Origin of the sequence: Paenibacillus nuruki (assembly GCF_001721045.1) — a bacterium.
GTDB lineage: Bacteria > Bacillota > Bacilli > Paenibacillales > Paenibacillaceae > Saccharibacillus > Saccharibacillus nuruki.
On the sequence record NZ_MDER01000030.1, the window covers coordinates 15,566 to 32,039 of the forward strand.

The 16,474-nt window shown below is 39.5% G+C and carries 18 protein-coding genes and 1 tRNA gene; all 19 read left to right on the forward strand.

The genetic code is table 11. The features are described from left to right. Nucleotides 1-126: 126 nt before the first annotated feature. The 19 genes from mnmG (at nucleotide 127) to rplI (ending at nucleotide 16,472) form a co-directional block, all read left to right on the forward strand. Nucleotides 127-2,013 (forward strand): tRNA uridine-5-carboxymethylaminomethyl(34) synthesis enzyme MnmG, encoded by a 1,887-nt coding sequence (gene mnmG / locus PTI45_RS04640; RefSeq protein ID WP_069326383.1) that lies wholly within the window; start codon nucleotides 127-129, stop codon nucleotides 2,011-2,013. Between the two features lie 3 nt (nucleotides 2,014-2,016). Further along, complete coding sequence (gene rsmG, locus PTI45_RS04645; RefSeq protein WP_069326384.1) at nucleotides 2,017-2,739, forward strand: 16S rRNA (guanine(527)-N(7))-methyltransferase RsmG; 723 nt, start codon at nucleotides 2,017-2,019, stop codon at nucleotides 2,737-2,739. Between the two features lie 280 nt (nucleotides 2,740-3,019). Beyond that, a complete protein-coding gene (noc, locus tag PTI45_RS04650; RefSeq protein ID WP_069326385.1) occupies nucleotides 3,020-3,838 on the forward strand; it encodes a nucleoid occlusion protein in 819 nt (272 codons plus the stop codon). Nucleotides 3,839-3,898: 60 nt separating this feature from the next. Then, complete coding sequence (locus tag PTI45_RS04655; RefSeq protein WP_069326386.1) at nucleotides 3,899-4,660, forward strand: ParA family protein; 762 nt, start codon at nucleotides 3,899-3,901, stop codon at nucleotides 4,658-4,660. Then, nucleotides 4,653-5,501, forward strand: a complete 849-nt coding sequence (locus PTI45_RS04660) for a ParB/RepB/Spo0J family partition protein (protein WP_069326387.1) — start codon at nucleotides 4,653-4,655, stop codon at nucleotides 5,499-5,501. The genes PTI45_RS04655 and PTI45_RS04660 overlap by 8 nt, the downstream gene beginning before the upstream one ends. Before the next feature lie 16 nt (nucleotides 5,502-5,517). Continuing rightward, a complete protein-coding gene (locus tag PTI45_RS04665) occupies nucleotides 5,518-6,690 on the forward strand; it encodes an aminotransferase class V-fold PLP-dependent enzyme (protein ID WP_069326388.1) in 1,173 nt (390 codons plus the stop codon). 96 nt (nucleotides 6,691-6,786) lie between these two features. Further along, nucleotides 6,787-7,299 (forward strand): DUF4446 family protein, encoded by a 513-nt coding sequence (locus PTI45_RS04670; protein ID WP_069326389.1) that lies wholly within the window; start codon nucleotides 6,787-6,789, stop codon nucleotides 7,297-7,299. Nucleotides 7,300-7,466: 167 nt separating this feature from the next. After that, nucleotides 7,467-7,718, forward strand: coding sequence for a putative Se/S carrier protein (locus tag PTI45_RS04675; RefSeq protein ID WP_069326390.1), 252 nt, complete (start codon nucleotides 7,467-7,469; stop codon nucleotides 7,716-7,718). 12 nt (nucleotides 7,719-7,730) lie between these two features. Further along, a complete protein-coding gene (locus PTI45_RS04680) occupies nucleotides 7,731-8,744 on the forward strand; it encodes a mechanosensitive ion channel family protein (protein ID WP_069326391.1) in 1,014 nt (337 codons plus the stop codon). 106 nt (nucleotides 8,745-8,850) lie between these two features. After that, nucleotides 8,851-9,069 carry a DUF951 domain-containing protein gene (locus PTI45_RS04685; protein ID WP_069326392.1) on the forward strand — a complete coding sequence of 73 codons (219 nt, stop codon included), beginning with the start codon at nucleotides 8,851-8,853 and terminating at the stop codon, nucleotides 9,067-9,069. 579 nt (nucleotides 9,070-9,648) lie between these two features. Further along, nucleotides 9,649-9,740: transfer RNA gene (locus tag PTI45_RS04690), tRNA-Ser, on the forward strand. A 233-nt stretch (nucleotides 9,741-9,973) separates the two neighbouring features. Continuing rightward, complete coding sequence (gene rpsF, locus PTI45_RS04695; RefSeq protein WP_069326393.1) at nucleotides 9,974-10,261, forward strand: 30S ribosomal protein S6; 288 nt, start codon at nucleotides 9,974-9,976, stop codon at nucleotides 10,259-10,261. A gap of 39 nt (nucleotides 10,262-10,300) precedes the next feature. After that, nucleotides 10,301-10,810: a single-stranded DNA-binding protein gene (gene ssb / locus PTI45_RS04700; protein WP_069326394.1), complete on the forward strand. Its 510-nt coding sequence runs from the start codon at nucleotides 10,301-10,303 to the stop codon at nucleotides 10,808-10,810. 21 nt (nucleotides 10,811-10,831) lie between these two features. Then, a complete protein-coding gene (gene rpsR / locus PTI45_RS04705) occupies nucleotides 10,832-11,107 on the forward strand; it encodes a 30S ribosomal protein S18 (RefSeq protein WP_069326395.1) in 276 nt (91 codons plus the stop codon). A 225-nt stretch (nucleotides 11,108-11,332) separates the two neighbouring features. Beyond that, nucleotides 11,333-12,355: an LCP family protein gene (locus PTI45_RS04710; protein ID WP_069326396.1), complete on the forward strand. Its 1,023-nt coding sequence runs from the start codon at nucleotides 11,333-11,335 to the stop codon at nucleotides 12,353-12,355. Nucleotides 12,356-12,523: 168 nt separating this feature from the next. Next, nucleotides 12,524-12,982 carry a CBS domain-containing protein gene (locus tag PTI45_RS04715; RefSeq protein ID WP_069326397.1) on the forward strand — a complete coding sequence of 153 codons (459 nt, stop codon included), beginning with the start codon at nucleotides 12,524-12,526 and terminating at the stop codon, nucleotides 12,980-12,982. A 96-nt stretch (nucleotides 12,983-13,078) separates the two neighbouring features. After that, a complete protein-coding gene (locus tag PTI45_RS04720; protein WP_245703419.1) occupies nucleotides 13,079-14,026 on the forward strand; it encodes a DUF2232 domain-containing protein in 948 nt (315 codons plus the stop codon). Between the two features lie 11 nt (nucleotides 14,027-14,037). Next, complete coding sequence (locus tag PTI45_RS04725) at nucleotides 14,038-16,032, forward strand: DHH family phosphoesterase (protein ID WP_069326399.1); 1,995 nt, start codon at nucleotides 14,038-14,040, stop codon at nucleotides 16,030-16,032. Further along, nucleotides 16,029-16,472, forward strand: coding sequence for a 50S ribosomal protein L9 (gene rplI / locus PTI45_RS04730; RefSeq protein ID WP_069326400.1), 444 nt, complete (start codon nucleotides 16,029-16,031; stop codon nucleotides 16,470-16,472). The genes PTI45_RS04725 and rplI overlap by 4 nt, the downstream gene beginning before the upstream one ends. Nucleotides 16,473-16,474 lie beyond the last annotated feature (2 nt).

Consider the following 16,474-nt stretch of genomic DNA (forward strand, 5'->3'; position numbering starts at 1 on the left):
CAGTTGTTTTACGATATACTTGAGTGTAGGCTTGAACATGAATGATGATGACTTGAGCGATAAATAATATAATGTTTAGTTATGCAGGAAGTCTGTATGGCTTGAAATATAGAGGAGGTACACTCCATGACATATATGGGTGGAGAATATGATGTTATTGTAATCGGTGCAGGGCATGCGGGTTGTGAATCAGCACTAGCAGCAGCACGTATGGGATGCAGTACATTGATGATTACGATCAATCTGGATATGGTGGCATTTATGCCATGTAATCCTTCTATAGGTGGTCCGGCTAAAGGGCATGTGGTACGTGAAATCGATGCACTTGGCGGCGAAATGGGACGCAATATCGATAAAACGTTTATTCAAATGCGGATGTTAAATACAGCTAAAGGTCCTGCTGTACATGCTCTACGTGCACAAGCAGATAAGTTTTCTTATCAGCATACAATGAAAGAAACGATGGAAGAAGAACCGAATTTGACGTTGCGTCAAGGGATGGTAGAGCGTCTGATCGTGGAAGATGGCCATTGTACAGGAGTAATCACCAAAACAGGTACAACATACAAAGCTAAATCGATTGTTTTAACAACAGGCACGTATTTACGTGGTAAAGTGATTATGGGCGAATTGGCTTATGAAAGTGGCCCTAACAATCAACAACCTTCAATCAAATTATCGGAGCATTTGAAAGAGCTAGGGTTTGAATTGGTTCGTTTTAAAACAGGTACGCCTCCACGTGTTCATCGTGATAGTATCGACTTTTCTAAAACTGAAATTCAACCAGGCGATGATAAAGTTAAATTTTTCTCTTATGAAACAGAGTCATCAAGCAATGAGCAAATGCCTTGCTGGTTAACATATACTTCTCTAGAAACGCACCAGATCATCAGTGACAATCTTCACCGTGCACCGATGTTCTCTGGAATGATCGAAGGTACAGGACCTCGTTATTGCCCATCTATTGAAGATAAGATTGTTCGTTTTAGCGACAAACCGAAGCATCAAATTTTCTTAGAACCCGAAGGCAAAAACACATCTGAATATTATGTACAAGGTCTATCTACTAGCTTACCTGAAGAAGTACAATTGCAAGTGTTGCGCTCAATTCCGGGGTTGGAAAAAGTAGAAATGATGCGTAACGGATATGCGATCGAGTATGATGCAATGGTGCCTACACAATTGTGGCCAACGTTAGAAACTAAAAAAATGCCGGGCTTATTCACAGCTGGACAAATTAATGGTACTTCTGGTTATGAAGAAGCAGCAGGTCAAGGGATTATGGCTGGAATCAATGCTGCGCGCAAAGCACAAGGTAAAGAAGGCGTGGTATTGGATCGTTCGCAAGGGTATATCGGTGTATTGATTGACGACCTAGTGACTAAAGGAACAAATGAACCTTACCGTCTACTGACTTCTCGTGCAGAATATCGCTTATTGCTTCGTCATGATAATGCAGATATGCGTTTAACTGATATTGGACATGAGATTGGTCTAATTAAAGAAGAGCGTTATCAGAGATTTTTGGACAAAAAAGCTAAAGTAGACCAAGAAGTTAAACGTCTTAGCAAAACAAAAGTAAAACCTGTTGAGATCAATGAACTGTTAGCAACAGTAGATTCATCAGCACTACAAAATGGTGTGGATCTTTTGACCGTTCTTCGTCGTCCAGAAGTATCGTATAGCATTATTGAAGCTGTATCGCCTTCACCAGAGCCTTTGACAGAAGATATGAAAGAACAAGTAGAGATTCAGATTAAATATGCAGGTTATATTGAAAAACAACAATCGCATGTGGAACGTCTGAAAAAGATGGAACAAAAGAAATTGCCTGAAACGATTGTCTATGAAGAAGTTAAAGGATTGGCTACAGAAGCACAGCAAAAAATGGCTAAAATTCGTCCATTATCAATCGGACAAGCTTCACGGATCTCAGGCGTAACACCAGCAGATATTTCAGTTCTACTTGTATATTTGGAACACTATAATCGGGTAACCGCAGCACGGGGGTAACAAATGGATTCAATTCAACAGCATTTTACAGAAACGTTAGCAGCACAAAATATCGAAATTAATGAGCAACAGTTAGAGCAGTTTGAAGGGTATTATCAAGAGCTGATTACCTGGAATGAAAAAATGAATTTGACTGGAATCACAGATCGTGATCAAGTGTATAACAAGCATTTCTATGATTCGATTTCACTTGCTTTTTATATGGATCTCAATGAAATACAGACGCTTGCTGATATTGGCTCAGGTGCTGGATTTCCAGGGATTCCACTTAAAATCATATTCCCACATATCCAGCTACGGATTATTGATTCGCTCAATAAACGTATTCAATTTTTGCAAAGTGTTGTGAATCGTCTTGGACTGCAAAATGTCGAGTTGATTCATGGACGCGCAGAAGAGTGGGGACAAAAAGAAGGATATCGTGATCATCATGATCTAGTAACGGCTAGAGCAGTGGCTAAGCTTTCAGTTCTAAATGAATTCTGCTTACCTTTTGTCAAAACAGGCGGTACATTTGCAGCGATGAAAGGGATCGATCCAGCAGAAGAAATTCAGCATGCTTTTCGCAGTCTAGGATTGTTGAAAGGAAAAGTTCGTGAAGTTCATCATTTCCAATTGCCTGTTGAAGAATCAGATCGTCATATTATTCTGATTAACAAAGAAGCAGCGACTCCAGCGAGATATCCGCGTAAAGCAGGTACACCGATGAAAGAGCCGTTAGGTTAAGATTGATCTATCATTTATCAGCATTATTATAGTGTTCGTAAAGAGTTGTATAGCAGTGTTTCACGTGGAACATTCGCTATACAACTTTTTGTTATGTTTGAATATAGAACGCTATAATTTTAGTCACAATTTTTGTTGTTCTATCATAGGATTATGACTTGAAAAGTGCTAAAATAAATAGATGGAAGTATGAGGAAAACAGATCAATGTACGATCCGTATTATCAAGTGCACCTGTGCTTCAGGTGTTGCTATCATGAGATTAGGTGGTCTTATACCGAATGAAAGAACAATTTTCCAAATTGTTTGGCTTGACTGAACGCGCAAATGGGGAAGAAGTCAAACAGGTACCGGTCGCTAATATCACAACCAGCCCGTATCAACCCCGTACTATTTTTGATGATGCCAAAATCGAAGAATTGTGCCAGACGATCAAAACTCATGGTGTAATTCAGCCTATTGTTGTACGTATGCGTAATGGAAAGTATGAAATTATTGCAGGTGAACGACGTTGGCGAGCAGTGACCAAATTAGGTCTACCTACGATTCCAGCGATTGTTCGTGAGTTCAATGATTCACAAGCAGCGTCTATTGCTTTAATTGAAAACCTGCAACGTGAAGGATTAACTGCGATTGAAGAAGCTTTTGCTTATCAGAAATTGATTGATCTGCATGATCTTACTCAGGAAAGTCTGGCACAACGTTTAGGCAAAAGCCAATCTACGATTGCCAACAAAATTCGGTTATTGAATTTACCTGAAGTGATCAAACAAGCCCTAATGTCCCGCCAAGTCACAGAAAGACATGCTAGAGCATTATTGTCACTTGGAAGTGAAGAATTACAGCTTCGTGTGTTGAACGAAATTATTGAGAAAGAACTCAATGTAAAGCAGACAGAAGCCAGAGTGGCTTTTTATAAAGAAAAAACAAAAACAGTCAAAAAATCGAAACGAATCTCTTATACCAAAGATGTACGTCTAGCTTTGAATACGATTCGTCAATCGATAGATCTTGTGTCTGGTTCAGGGCTTGCGATCAATACGTCTGAACAAGATCACGAAGACCATTATGAAATAGTGATTAAGATACCAAAACGCTGATCGGACATGAAGTGAATTTTTGTTATCATCAAGCGAATTTCATACACTGGGGTGAATGAGTTGTCGAAAATTATAGCTATAGCGAATCAAAAAGGTGGCGTTGGTAAAACAACTACATCTGTCAATCTAGGCGCTTGTTTAGCCACGCTGGGCAAACGTGTTCTGCTGATCGATATTGATCCACAAGGAAATACAACCAGTGGAGTAGGGATCAACAAAGCAGATGTCGAAAACTGCATTTACGATATTATTATCAACGATGTCCCGCCAAAAGAGACGATCAAATCGACAGCAGTTGAAGGATTGCATATTATCCCGGCTACGATTCAGTTAGCAGGAGCAGAAGTTGAATTAGTGCCTGCTATTTCACGAGAATTACGTTTGAAAAATGCAATCAGTCAAGTAAAGCATGATTACGATTATGTACTGATCGATTGTCCACCATCGCTAGGCATTTTGACGATTAATTCATTGACAGCAGCAGATTCAGTGTTGATTCCAATCCAGTGTGAATATTATGCGCTTGAAGGTCTAAGTCAGCTATTGAATACAGTACGTTTGGTACAAAAACATTTGAATACAGATCTTCAGATTGAAGGCGTATTGTTAACCATGTTGGATGCTCGTACCAATCTGGGCATACAAGTGATCGAAGAAGTAAAAAAATATTTCCAAGATAAAGTATACCGGACTATTATTCCACGTAATGTTCGCTTGAGTGAAGCACCTTCACATGGCAAAGCGATTATTACGTATGATCCTCGTTCTAAAGGAGCAGAAGTTTACTTAGAGCTGGCAAAGGAAGTGGTTTCTTATGAGTAAACGTCTTGGTAAGGGGCTAGATGCATTGATTCCTTCATTGTCTGTCAGCGATGACGATAAAATAGTAGAAGTTAACTTAAAAGAATTACGTCCTAATCCGTATCAACCACGCAAAAATTTTGATCATGAATCGATTCAAGAATTAGCAGAATCGATCAGTCAGCATGGTGTTATTCAGCCTATTATTGTGCGTAAAGTTCTAAAAGGATATGAAATTATTGCTGGCGAACGCCGCTATCGTGCTTCAGAAGTCGCTGGTAAAAAAACGATTCCTACAGTTATTCGTAGTTTCACCGATCAACAAGTAATGGAAATTGCATTGATTGAAAATGTACAACGTGAAAACTTGAATGCACTTGAAGTAGCGACTGCTTATCAAGCGTTGATGGAAGAATTCAAAATGACGCAAGAAGAACTGGCGACTAAAGTGGGAAAATCACGCTCACATATCGCTAACTTTTTACGATTATTGTCGTTACCTGATGAAGTGAAAGAATATGTTTCACGTGGAACATTGTCGATGGGACATGCACGATCATTAGTCAGTGTCAAAAAACAAGAAATAATTATTGCTTTAGCTAATAAAGCGATAGAGCAATCATGGAATGTACGTCAATTGGAAGAAGCTGTACAGAACCTTGATAAAAAGAAAGATGATTCTGCTAAAAGTAAAATCAAAAAATCAGATCCTTATCTGGTGGATGTAGAAGAGACTTTACGGGATCGTTTTCAAACGACTGTCAAAATCAAACATAGTCAAAAAGACAAAGGTAAAATTGAATTGAACTATTACAGCAAGCAAGATCTAGAGCGACTGTTAGAAATGCTAAATCAGTTGTAAACGGGAGGCTGTTATATTGTCATCTCAAGATCATGAGACTCAACCGATCATTTATCTGGATCATGCAGCGACTTCTTTTCCAAAGCCGCCTGAAGTGAGTCAAGCATTGTTGGATGCCTTGGAGCAAGCTTCAGCTAATCCCGGGCGAGGTAGTCATCGGATGGCTGTCCAAGCTAGTCGTGAATTATTTCAATGTCGCAAAACATTATCCAAACTTCTGGATGTACATAATCCTGTAGATATTGCATTTACAGCCAATACTACAGTAGCTTTGAATATGGCTATTCAAGGTTATCTAGAAGCAGGAGATCATGTGATCTCTACGATGACAGAACACAACTCGGTACGTCGACCTCTAGAAGCTCTTAAGCGTAGTATAGGGATAGAAGTTACTTATATTGCTGTTGATGCTCAAGGGGAGATCAACTTAGCTGAAGTTAACCAAGCTTTTACGCCGCGAACGCGGCTTTTGGTATGTAATCATAGTTCGAATCTGTTAGGTAGTATATTACCAATTGCTGAATTGTCGAGTATAGCTCATGATCATGGTGCCAAAATACTGGTTGATATCGCTCAAAGTGCAGGACATATTCCTGTATATTTATCCCAATGGAAAATTGATATGGCTGCTTTTCCAGGTCATAAAGGATTGCTTGGGCCGCAAGGAACAGGTGGATTGTATATAGCTCCTGATATGGATCTGAACCCTTGGATATATGGAGGCACTGGTAGCCAGTCAGAAGAGATTAACCAACCGAATGTAAGACCTGACCGCTATGAAGCAGGAACGCCCAATACGCCGGGCATAGCAGGTCTACAAGCAGGAGCTCGTTATGTACTGGAGCGTTCTGTTACCAAAATCGCTGAAGAAGAACAAATATTAACTCAAATGATGATCAAAAAGTTATTAAATATACAGGGTGTACATGTACTGGGACCTGAAATTGGCAAAGAACGTACAGGTATTGTATCTTTTATAATGGAGCATAAAGACAGTGCAGAGATCGCTTTTCGCTTAGATCGAGAATTTGGTATAGCCGTACGTGCAGGTATGCATTGTACTCCACTGGCACATATAGCAGCAGGAACACTTGCTACAGGGGCAGTACGTGCTAGTGTAGGCTACCGATCAACAGCAGATGATATAGATCAACTGATCGAAGCTATTCAATATATTGATCGTACTTGAGCCAAAGTAGTTGTAGACGAATAATAAAATGTTCTAACTAAGCTTATTAGAAAATATAAATAGCAACAAAAGAAGGAAAGAGGAGAGCAGACAACGATGGCGGAATTGAATGGACTGATAGCAGAACAGTTGTATTTGTTTGTAGGAGGTATAGCAATTATCATGATTATTTTCTTGATTATTGCTATTGTGCAGGCAGTCAAATTAAGCAAAATGCGCAAACGGTACAATCAGATGATGGCAGGCAGTGGAGTAGAAAACTTAGAAACATTATTGCTAGACTTAAAGTTGCAAATGGATTCAATCGAAGATGATGAGCAAAACAAACGGGATCGTTTTCAAGCGATCGAAAATCGTTTGCGTCAAGTACCGGCACATATTGGTATGAAACGATACAATGCTTTTTCGGAGCATGGTAGTGATCTTAGTTTTTCATTAGCGATTCTCAATGATGAATCAGACGGTGTTATTCTTACAGGGCTTCACAATCGAGATAGCTCTTACATGTATGCTAAACCGATTGTCAAAAGCGAATCTACCTACAACCTGTCTCCTGAAGAAAAAGAAGCCATTCAACTTGCTAAATCACCTGCATCAGCTAAAGTATAATTTAGATTCAAAAACGATAGGAACGCCGTCATTTACAGCAAGATGCTAACATAGCTCTTATTGTGGATGGCGGCGATTTTGTATCTATAGGCAGATACGTGTAAGCTTTAAGAAAGAAGTTGGGTTATTGGTAGGGACATCGATAGTAAAAGGGGGTAAAGAAAAAGATGGATGGTATACTGGTGATTGCTTTTGATTCTACGCAGCAAGCTTTACGTGCGGAGATGTTACTGGAATATGCAGATATTGAAAATGATATGTTCCCTACACCTAAAGAAATTACAGCGGGTTGTGCATTATGTATCCAGTTTCCAGAAGCTGATTTGCCAGAAGTGAGCGAAATTATCCAAACAGAACAAGTAGATATTCGAGGCATTTTCAAATATCAACAACAGACATATGAGCAGATTGTGTTATAGGAGGGTGAAAGAATGAAAGGATTTTTAAGTGAACAAACAGGTGGTCAGGATATTCAACAATTAACTGAATCAGCGACAGATCAAGTGAGTGGATTTACAAGTGGCTTGTGGAAATGGGCAAGCGATACCGATATGTGGTGGCAGTTTTTATTTTCCAGTATTCGTATCGTTTTGATTTTTATACTGACTCAAATCGCTATCAAGGTGATAAGCAAAGTCATTGAGCGTTCTTTGCAAGGGAAAGATAAAACTAGACTCAGAACAAATCCAAGACGATTTATTACAATTGGCGAATTATTAAAAAATGTAGTTTCTAGTGTGTTTAACTTTATTATGATCATGTTAGTGTTGAATGAATTCGGATTTAATCTGACTCCGCTATTAACAGGAGCGGGTGTAGCAGGTCTAGCGATCAGTTTTGGTGCTCAAAGTATTGTAAAGGATATTATCACAGGATTCTTTATTATTTTCGAAGATCAATTTGCTGTAGGTGATGTCATTCAGGTCGGACTGTATAAAGGAACCGTACAGATGGTCGGATTGCGTACAACACGTCTGGTGAGCTGGAATGGCGAGGTAAACATTATCCCTAACGGATCAATTATCAGTGTAACCAACTTTTCACTTTCAAATTCATTAGCCGTTGTCGATGTGCCTCTAAAATTAGAACGTAGTATGGATGATGCATTGAAATTAGTCAAACAAGCGGTAGAAGAATTGAAAGACGATCATCCAGAAATGTTGAAAATGCCAGAAGTATTAGGGATTCAATCATTAACAACAGCAGAGTATGCGATTCGGATTGTGGCTGAGTGTCAGCCAAACTCAAGAGCAGGTGTAGAGCGTGCGGTACAAACAGCTGTGAAAAAAGCATTGGATCATGAAGAGGAAGAACGCTTATTATTAGAAGCCAAACAGCAAGAAGAAGAGGCTCAAAAAGCAGCGGATCGACCGTTACAAGGTGAGGGAGAACTTGAATCGCAAGTCAAAGACAAACGCGATGAAAATATATCAAATGATCAATAAAAAGAATGATTGAAACAATATAAACATGTGGATAAGTTTGCTAGAATATAACAGTGTAGTACGATAGAGAAAGTTATGATGATAAGGATATGTGGAGGGTGAAGAAATGGAACGTAAGGTTTTTCAATTGGGCGATATTGTGCAAATGAAAAAGCCACATCCTTGTGGAAGTAATGAGATGGAGATTATACGGATGGGGATGGATATCCGTATAAAATGCGTGGGATGCAAGCATAGTGTATTAGTACCTAGAGCCAAATTTGAGAAAAATATGAAAAAGGTATTACGATCGGTTGAGAGTGAAATACAACCAGCCAGTGAGTGAGAAGCAAAGATAAGTTATCAACAGAAAACAAAGAAGAAAATAGTATTTTAAAGGTTATCCACTGTGGATAACCTTTTTTATTTGCTGTATAGCATGATTGTGTATAACTTTATAAGCAGATATGATCGATTGCACAATGAGTTAGTAGAATATAACAGGTAGCGATCAAAGGCAAGTTTTATGAAGCAAATGACTTAAATAGATCCAAGTAAAGGGACAATAACATGCGAGTGGAGGGTTTATTTCATTCCTTTTAACAAGGAGCAAGCTGATTAGGATAAGGGAGTAGGGGAAAAGTAAATTAATACTACTAATCGTACAATCAGAGAGAATAACGCTATATTCATTGAAATTCATAAAAATGCATAGACTGTATAAAGCTTTGCCTAATGGCAATAAGTGAGCTAAAACTGTTATAGTACAGAATGAATTATCAAGGAATATTACAAATGAATATGTATAAATAAGATTATGACCAGGTACCAATATAGGCGTTAAATCCTGTTCTGTAAAGGGAAATCGATTCTTGCCAACCCAAATATAATGGAGTATAATCAATTCTGTTGTCAACTCGGACGTGGAGAGGTACCCAAGAGGTTATAAGGGGACTGACTCGAAATCAGTTAGGCGCTTCAGGGCGTGCGAGGGTTCGAATCCCTCTCTCTCCGCCACTTCTTTTCCCAATGATATTTTGCAACCTACATATTTGTTTACTAAGCTCTGTCGCAGAATTGCGATGGAGCTTTTTTAATTTCTACCACATATTTTTTCTATAAATATATTTTCTTAAAATAAAGCTTGTATTCATGTACTATAATTTGGTATAATCATATAGTTCGAGTCTATGCTCGTTCCTTGCTCCTGACATTGATTAGGGGCCTTAGTCCAAGAGGAGGTGAAAACTATGCGCAATTATGAAGTGATGTACATTCTTCGTCCTGAACTGGAACAAGAAGCTGTAGATGCAGCTGTTGAGAAGTTCAAAGGCATCATCACAAACGGCGGCGAAATTACAAAGCATGATGTAATGGGTAAACGTCGTCTTGCGTATGAGATCAAGAAAATTCGTGACGGTATCTATGTATTGGTAAACTTCCAATCAGCACCAGAAGTTGTTGCTGAACTAGAACGTCTTATGAAGATTTCTGACGATGTTATTCGTTATCTCATTACTCTTGACGTTACTAAATAATCTGCTTAACTGTAATAACCGTTCGAGGAGGGGATTGGATTGCTAAACCGTGTCATTTTAATCGGCCGGTTAACCAAAGACCCGGAGCTTCGCTATACACCCGCTGGTGTAGCTGTAACCCAGTTCACATTAGCAGTGGATCGTCCTTTTACGAGCCAAGGTGGAGAGCGCGAAGCGGACTTTATCCCGGTCGTCACTTGGAGACAACTGGCTGAAACTTGTGCTAACTATTTACGAAAAGGTCGCTTAACTGCGGTTGAAGGCCGAATTCAAGTACGTAATTATGAGAATAATGAAGGAAAACGTGTATACGTGACTGAAGTTATAGCTGATAATGTTCGTTTCCTTGAGTCTAATCGTGATGGTGGTGGCAGTGGAGGATCTTCCCGTGAAGAGTCTTCTAATAATACTAGCAATAGCGGCGGCGGTAGTAATAACCGTAGCAACTATAATAGTAATAATGGAAACAACAACTCACGAGATAACCAGGACCCATTCTCTGATGACGGTAAACCGATAGATATTTCCGATGATGATTTGCCATTTTAATGAAAGAAAGGACTGAATGATATGAGCTTCAATAGACGCGAAAGCGGCGATGGAGAAGGCAGACGTCCAGGTGGACGCCGTGGCCGTAACAAACGTCGTAAAGTATGTTTTTTCACTGTAAACAAAATTAAGCACATCGACTATAAAGATACGGACTTGCTTCGTAAATTTATCAGCGAACGTGGTAAAATTTTGCCACGCCGTGTAACAGGTACAAGTGCAAAATACCAACGTATGTTGACTATCGCGATTAAACGTTCTCGTCAAATCGCATTGCTACCTTACACAACTGAGTAGTATATATTTATTACTATTATAAATATATGCAGATAAATCGTTGATTTGTCTGTTTCTATAGCGTACAGAATCATGTCTGGATTTCGAAGATGTGATCCTGTGCGCTTTTTATGTTGTAAAAATGTATTTTGAAGTATAATGAGCAAAACCATAAACCTGTGTCATAGTCGTTATCAAACGTTTAATGATGATAATACGGGTCTGTCTGAAAAGAGGAATGGATGAATGGCGAGAAAACGTAAAATAGCTATTGGAGCTGCAATTGCATTAGTGGTCGTAGCTGGAAGCCTGTTTCTGTTACGCAAACCTATCTCTGCATTGATGTTCGATTGGTTCGTAGCGGGCAGTATTGAAGATCAATTAGAGCAGACCTATCAACCTGTACGTCAAATTGGAGGCGAGCAAGAAGCCACCGAAGAACTTCCTGTACTGACAGAGCCGTTTTCGATGTTATTGGTCGGAAGTGATCAGCGAGATAACGAAACAGCACGTTCAGACACCCTTATCTTTGCTGTGATGCGTCCGTTGGAATCTAAAGTGTTATTGATCTCGATTCCACGTGATACGTACACAGAAATTGTAGGCAAAGGCAAAAAAGATAAAATCAATCATGCTTATGCATTCGGCGGTATCGAAATGTCGATGGATACGGTTGAGAATCTAATGGATGAAAAGCTTAATTATTATGCAACGATTAACTTTCAAGGGTTGATCGATTCTGTAGATGCCTTAGGAGGCATAAAATTACCGATAGAAGAAGATATCGTCAATAAAGATCCTAACCATGAGCAGTTTACCATAGAAGGTGGTAAGCCTATTTATACAGGGCAGGATGCGCTTTATTATGTACGCTATCGAGAAGATAGTGATTTTAGACGTACCAAACGTCAGCAGATTTTTTTACAAGCCTTAGCAGATCAAGCGATACAACTTAACCAGATTGAAAAAATTCCTCAATTGTTGACTATCATGGGCAATAATTTCAAAACAGATATGCGCCCACAAACGATTACAGGCTTAGCGAGTCAAATACTGCGTAGTGGTAAGCCTGAAGTGACTTCATTTACGATTGCTGGCGATGGAGAATATGTAGATGGTGTCTATTACGAAGTGCCACGTGAAAGTGAAATTAAAGAAGCACGCGATTTGATCAATGAATGGATGAAATCAGACGCTTCTGATTCCGATATAAATAATAGGGATTCCGCAGACAGAGCCGCTGAGCCTGCTGACTCTCAGATTCACTAACTCGCTTTATTGTAGCGGCGATATCGCTTAAAATAAAAGAGAATCCTGAAACGAAGTATTTCTTATTACGTACTGTACAGGATTGAGCATAAACGTATGGAGTAAGAAATAAGGATTTAGAATAAGATCATGTTAGAGTTTTTGAGATGATGAGAGGAAGGATTTTTCATGAATATTGCGTTTTTTCTGCTACCGAAGCAGGAGGTCGTTTGTGTCACCCTTAATTCGACACTACGTCAGACGCTTGAAAGAATGGAATACCATCGTTATACTTCTGTACCTATGTTGAATAAAGATGGAGGCTACGCAGGTACAGTTACAGAAGGCGATCTGCTATGGTTTATGAAAAATTCAGAAGGTAAAGTGACTTTTGAGAACGCTTCTAAATTTCTCATGTCAGATGTACCTTTGCAAAAAGATAATAAACCTGTATCGATCGATGCCAATATGGAAGATTTGATCAATCTGGCAAAAGTGCAGAACTTTGTACCAGTTGTCGATGATATGAATCGTTTTATAGGTATTGTTAGACGTAGTCAGATTATAGAATATTGTGAGCAATTTGTACGTAGCGGGGAGTATAGCCCTGAAAAATCAAGAATGGCTAAGAATATGAAAGTTACGTAAGCGGTATTGATAAATCGATGTGTGTTTATTGGCGTTTATGCTATAATGATGAGTAAATCTTTTTTAGCTAATTGCTGAATAACATGTAGGTAAGAGGTGAATGTTTTGAAATTGCGCTGGACATCGGTGGCATGGAGTATAGCTTATTTGCTTCTGTTGCTGTCTTTATTAACTTCATTATCCATTATAACGATATTTTTTCTGATTGTGCCTGTAGTCGTGCTGTACTCGACACTAAACCTGCGCCAATTCATTATGCACCTGGTTCCGATCTGGTTGATTACGATGATCGTAGCGATTCAACTGGAAGGTAGGTTAGGCATTTATGTAGCGGTACTTGGTATATTCTTTATGGTACCTGGTATTGTTATGGGACGATTGTACAAGAAAAATGCTTCTGCTTTGCGAGTCATATTTACGACAGGCATCACTACCCTTGTAGAAATGTTGCTATTGCTCATTTTTGCTACTGTCGTTTATAAGTTTAATCTCGCCGTCTATGTTAAAGATATTGTAGAATTCTCTGTAGCTCCTATGCGAGCGATGGCAGATATCAATCCAGATATTGCTGATATTTTCTCACCGGAATTTGTGCGTGGATTATGGAACTATACGCTACAAATGATTCCTTTCGCATTGATTATCAGCTCATTTACAATGGTTGTGATCACCCATGCGATCTGTCGTCCAATTTTGGAAAGTATGAATTATTCGGTTTCTAAATTAAGACCTGCGCGTGAGTGGAGATTACCACGTTCTTTGATCTGGTATTATTTGCTTGCTGTACTTTTAGAGTATTTCGTAGCTAGCAATATAACAGGTGTATTGGCAGCGTTTGTGCTTAATTTTATGCCGCTGGTACATATTGCATTTACGATCCAAACGATCGGATTTGTATTCTTTATGGCGCATCATCGGAAATGGAATTCGTTTCTTCCGTTTCTATTATCTCTAGTGGTGGTATTGATTCCTCCACTTCGGATTGTTGGTATTATCGATCTAGCTTTCCCGCTCCGCGAATATATTACGAGACCGAAACGGTAAGGTGATGAATGATGCCTAATTTTTTGTTAAACCGCTGGCATGGTTATCGAACAGTATGGGCATCTCTGCTTATGCTGGTTCTGGTCATTTTGCTGTCTTGGTTCAATTGGATTATCGGACTGGCTGCACTTTGCTGTGTGATTTTGTTCGGTGTGTCTTTACTTCGTGCAGAGCTTACATTTCGACGGGAATTAGATGAGTATATTGCTGGATTATCTTTTCGGATCAGGCGTGTAGAAGAGGAAGCGGTCAGTACGCTTCCTTTTGGTCTTATTTTGTACGACAATCAATATACAGTTGAATGGCATAATCGGTATATCGGAAGTATGTTTGGACGCAAAACGTTGGTCGGTACATCGCTTGAAGAATGTTTTCCTCGATTTGTGGATGCTTATCAGCAGGCTAAAGAAGAAGCACGTAAAGAATCTTCGAAAGAAGTACGCTTTGAATTGCCACATGGACATTTGACGATCGAATTGATTATTTTACCGGATGAACGATTGATTTATTTGCAAGATGTAACGACATTTGCCGATCTGCGTGATCGTCATGAAGAAGAACGTCTAGCACTGGGTATTGTATTTTTAGATAATTTTGATGAAGCTTCACAAGGTATGGATGATCAACAACGGACTAGCTTAATCGCTCGTGTAGCGACACGAATTACTGATTGGGCTAAAAATTACGGCATTTATGTAAGACGATTATCCTCTGAGCGTTACTTATTGTTACTGAATCAGAAATCATTACGTGAATTGGAACAAAGTCGATTTGTGATTTTGGATGAGATTCGAGAAATGACAGCTGATCTCAAAGTGCCATTAACACTTAGTGTAGGTGTAGGATTCGGGGCAGGTAGTATCAGTGAGCTTGGTGAACTGGCACAATCCAGTCTGGATATGGCACTAGGACGCGGTGGAGATCAGGCAGCAGTCAAAGCAGATCAACGTCTATCCTTTTATGGTGGGAAGTCTAATGCAGTAGAGAAGCGTACCAGAGTACGTGCACGTGTTATTGCTCATGCGCTACGTGATCTTATGCTAGATAGTGATCAAGTTCTTATTATGGGTCACAAAATACCGGATATGGATGTTGTCGGTGCAGCGATCGGAATGCTCAAAGCAGCAGATATGTATGATGTAGATGCGTATATTGTGCTGGATAAAGTGAATCCATCAATTGAGAAAATGATGGAACGGATCGAACTGGATGAGCGCTTATCGGTACGCTTTATTACACCGGATGAAGCACTCAATGCGATGACTGAACAGACATTATTAGTTGTAGTCGATACGCATAAATCTTCGATGACGATTGAGCCGAAGTTAGTCGATCGGGCGAAGCGTGTTGTCGTAGTGGATCATCATCGTCGCGGAGAAGAATTTATCAATGATGCTGTTCTGGTCTATCTGGAGCCGTATGCTTCTTCTACCTGTGAACTTGTGACCGAGCTATTGCAATATATTCATGATAAAGTACAATTTACAACACTGGAAGCCACTTCGCTTCTAGCAGGTATTATTGTAGATACGAAGCATTTTGCACTACATACCGGTTCACGTACATTTGAAGCGGCAGGATTTTTACGTCGTAATGGTGCGGATACCGTATTGGTACAGCGAATGCTTAAAGAAGATTTAGGTGATTATATCGCCAAAGCTGAAATTATCAAACACGCCAAAATTATTCATAACCATGTGGCATTAGCAGTAACCGAACCAGGTCATCAGGTTCCGCAATTGCTGATTGCACAGGTAGCAGATTCGCTGCTAAATATGAATAATGTACATGCTTCATTTGTGATTAGCGAGCGAATGGACGGCTTGATTGGAATTAGTGCCCGTTCTCTTGGTAAAATGAATGTACAGGTCGTGATGGAACGATTAGGTGGCGGCGGTCATTTGACCAATGCAGCTGTTCAGCTTGAAGGTAGTATTGAATATGCGGAGTCACGACTTCGTGAAGTACTAGATCAAATGGAAAAGGAAGAGGGGTTATTTGAATGAAAATTATTTTTCTGAAAGACGTAAAAGGTAGCGGTAAAAAAGGTGAAGTAAAAGAGGTGGCAGACGGTTACGCACAAAACTTCTTGATCAAAAACGGTCATGCTAAACCAGCAACAGGTGGTAATGTCAAAATTCTTGAAAACCAAGCAGCAGCGGTAGAACGCCAAAAGCAAGAAGAAAAAGAAGAAGCAGAAGTACTAGCTAAACAATTAGAAGCTTTGACGATTGATTTGAAAGCTAAATCAGGTGAAGGTGGACGCTTATTCGGAGCGATTACCAGCAAACAAATTGCAGAAGCTTTGAGCAAACAAGGACATAAAGTCGATAAACGTAAAATTGAATTGGATGAGCCTATTCGTACACTGGGTGTAACACAAGTTGCTGTAAAATTACATCATGATGTTAAAGCAACGCTCAAAGTCCAAGTTACTGAGGAGTAAAA

Bases quoted from the DNA above. Each gene is read 5' to 3' on its own strand.
- PTI45_RS04670 (WP_069326389.1), top strand. From the start codon at position 6,787: ATGGCGGAATTGAATGGACTGATAGCAGAACAGTTGTATTTGTTTGTA.
- PTI45_RS04680 (WP_069326391.1), top strand. From the start codon at position 7,731: ATGAAAGGATTTTTAAGTGAACAAACAGGTGGTCAGGATATTCAACAA.
- rpsR (WP_069326395.1), top strand. From the start codon at position 10,832: ATGAGCTTCAATAGACGCGAAAGCGGCGATGGAGAAGGCAGACGTCCA.
- PTI45_RS04685 (WP_069326392.1), top strand. From the start codon at position 8,851: ATGGAACGTAAGGTTTTTCAATTGGGCGATATTGTGCAAATGAAAAAG.
- rplI (WP_069326400.1), top strand. From the start codon at position 16,029: ATGAAAATTATTTTTCTGAAAGACGTAAAAGGTAGCGGTAAAAAAGGT.
- PTI45_RS04715 (WP_069326397.1), top strand. From the start codon at position 12,524: ATGAATATTGCGTTTTTTCTGCTACCGAAGCAGGAGGTCGTTTGTGTC.
- noc (WP_069326385.1), top strand. From the start codon at position 3,020: ATGAAAGAACAATTTTCCAAATTGTTTGGCTTGACTGAACGCGCAAAT.
- PTI45_RS04675 (WP_069326390.1), top strand. From the start codon at position 7,467: ATGGATGGTATACTGGTGATTGCTTTTGATTCTACGCAGCAAGCTTTA.
- mnmG (WP_069326383.1), top strand. From the start codon at position 127: ATGACATATATGGGTGGAGAATATGATGTTATTGTAATCGGTGCAGGG.
- PTI45_RS04710 (WP_069326396.1), top strand. From the start codon at position 11,333: ATGGCGAGAAAACGTAAAATAGCTATTGGAGCTGCAATTGCATTAGTG.
- rpsF (WP_069326393.1), top strand. From the start codon at position 9,974: ATGCGCAATTATGAAGTGATGTACATTCTTCGTCCTGAACTGGAACAA.
- PTI45_RS04660 (WP_069326387.1), top strand. From the start codon at position 4,653: ATGAGTAAACGTCTTGGTAAGGGGCTAGATGCATTGATTCCTTCATTG.
- PTI45_RS04725 (WP_069326399.1), top strand. From the start codon at position 14,038: ATGCCTAATTTTTTGTTAAACCGCTGGCATGGTTATCGAACAGTATGG.
- rsmG (WP_069326384.1), top strand. From the start codon at position 2,017: ATGGATTCAATTCAACAGCATTTTACAGAAACGTTAGCAGCACAAAAT.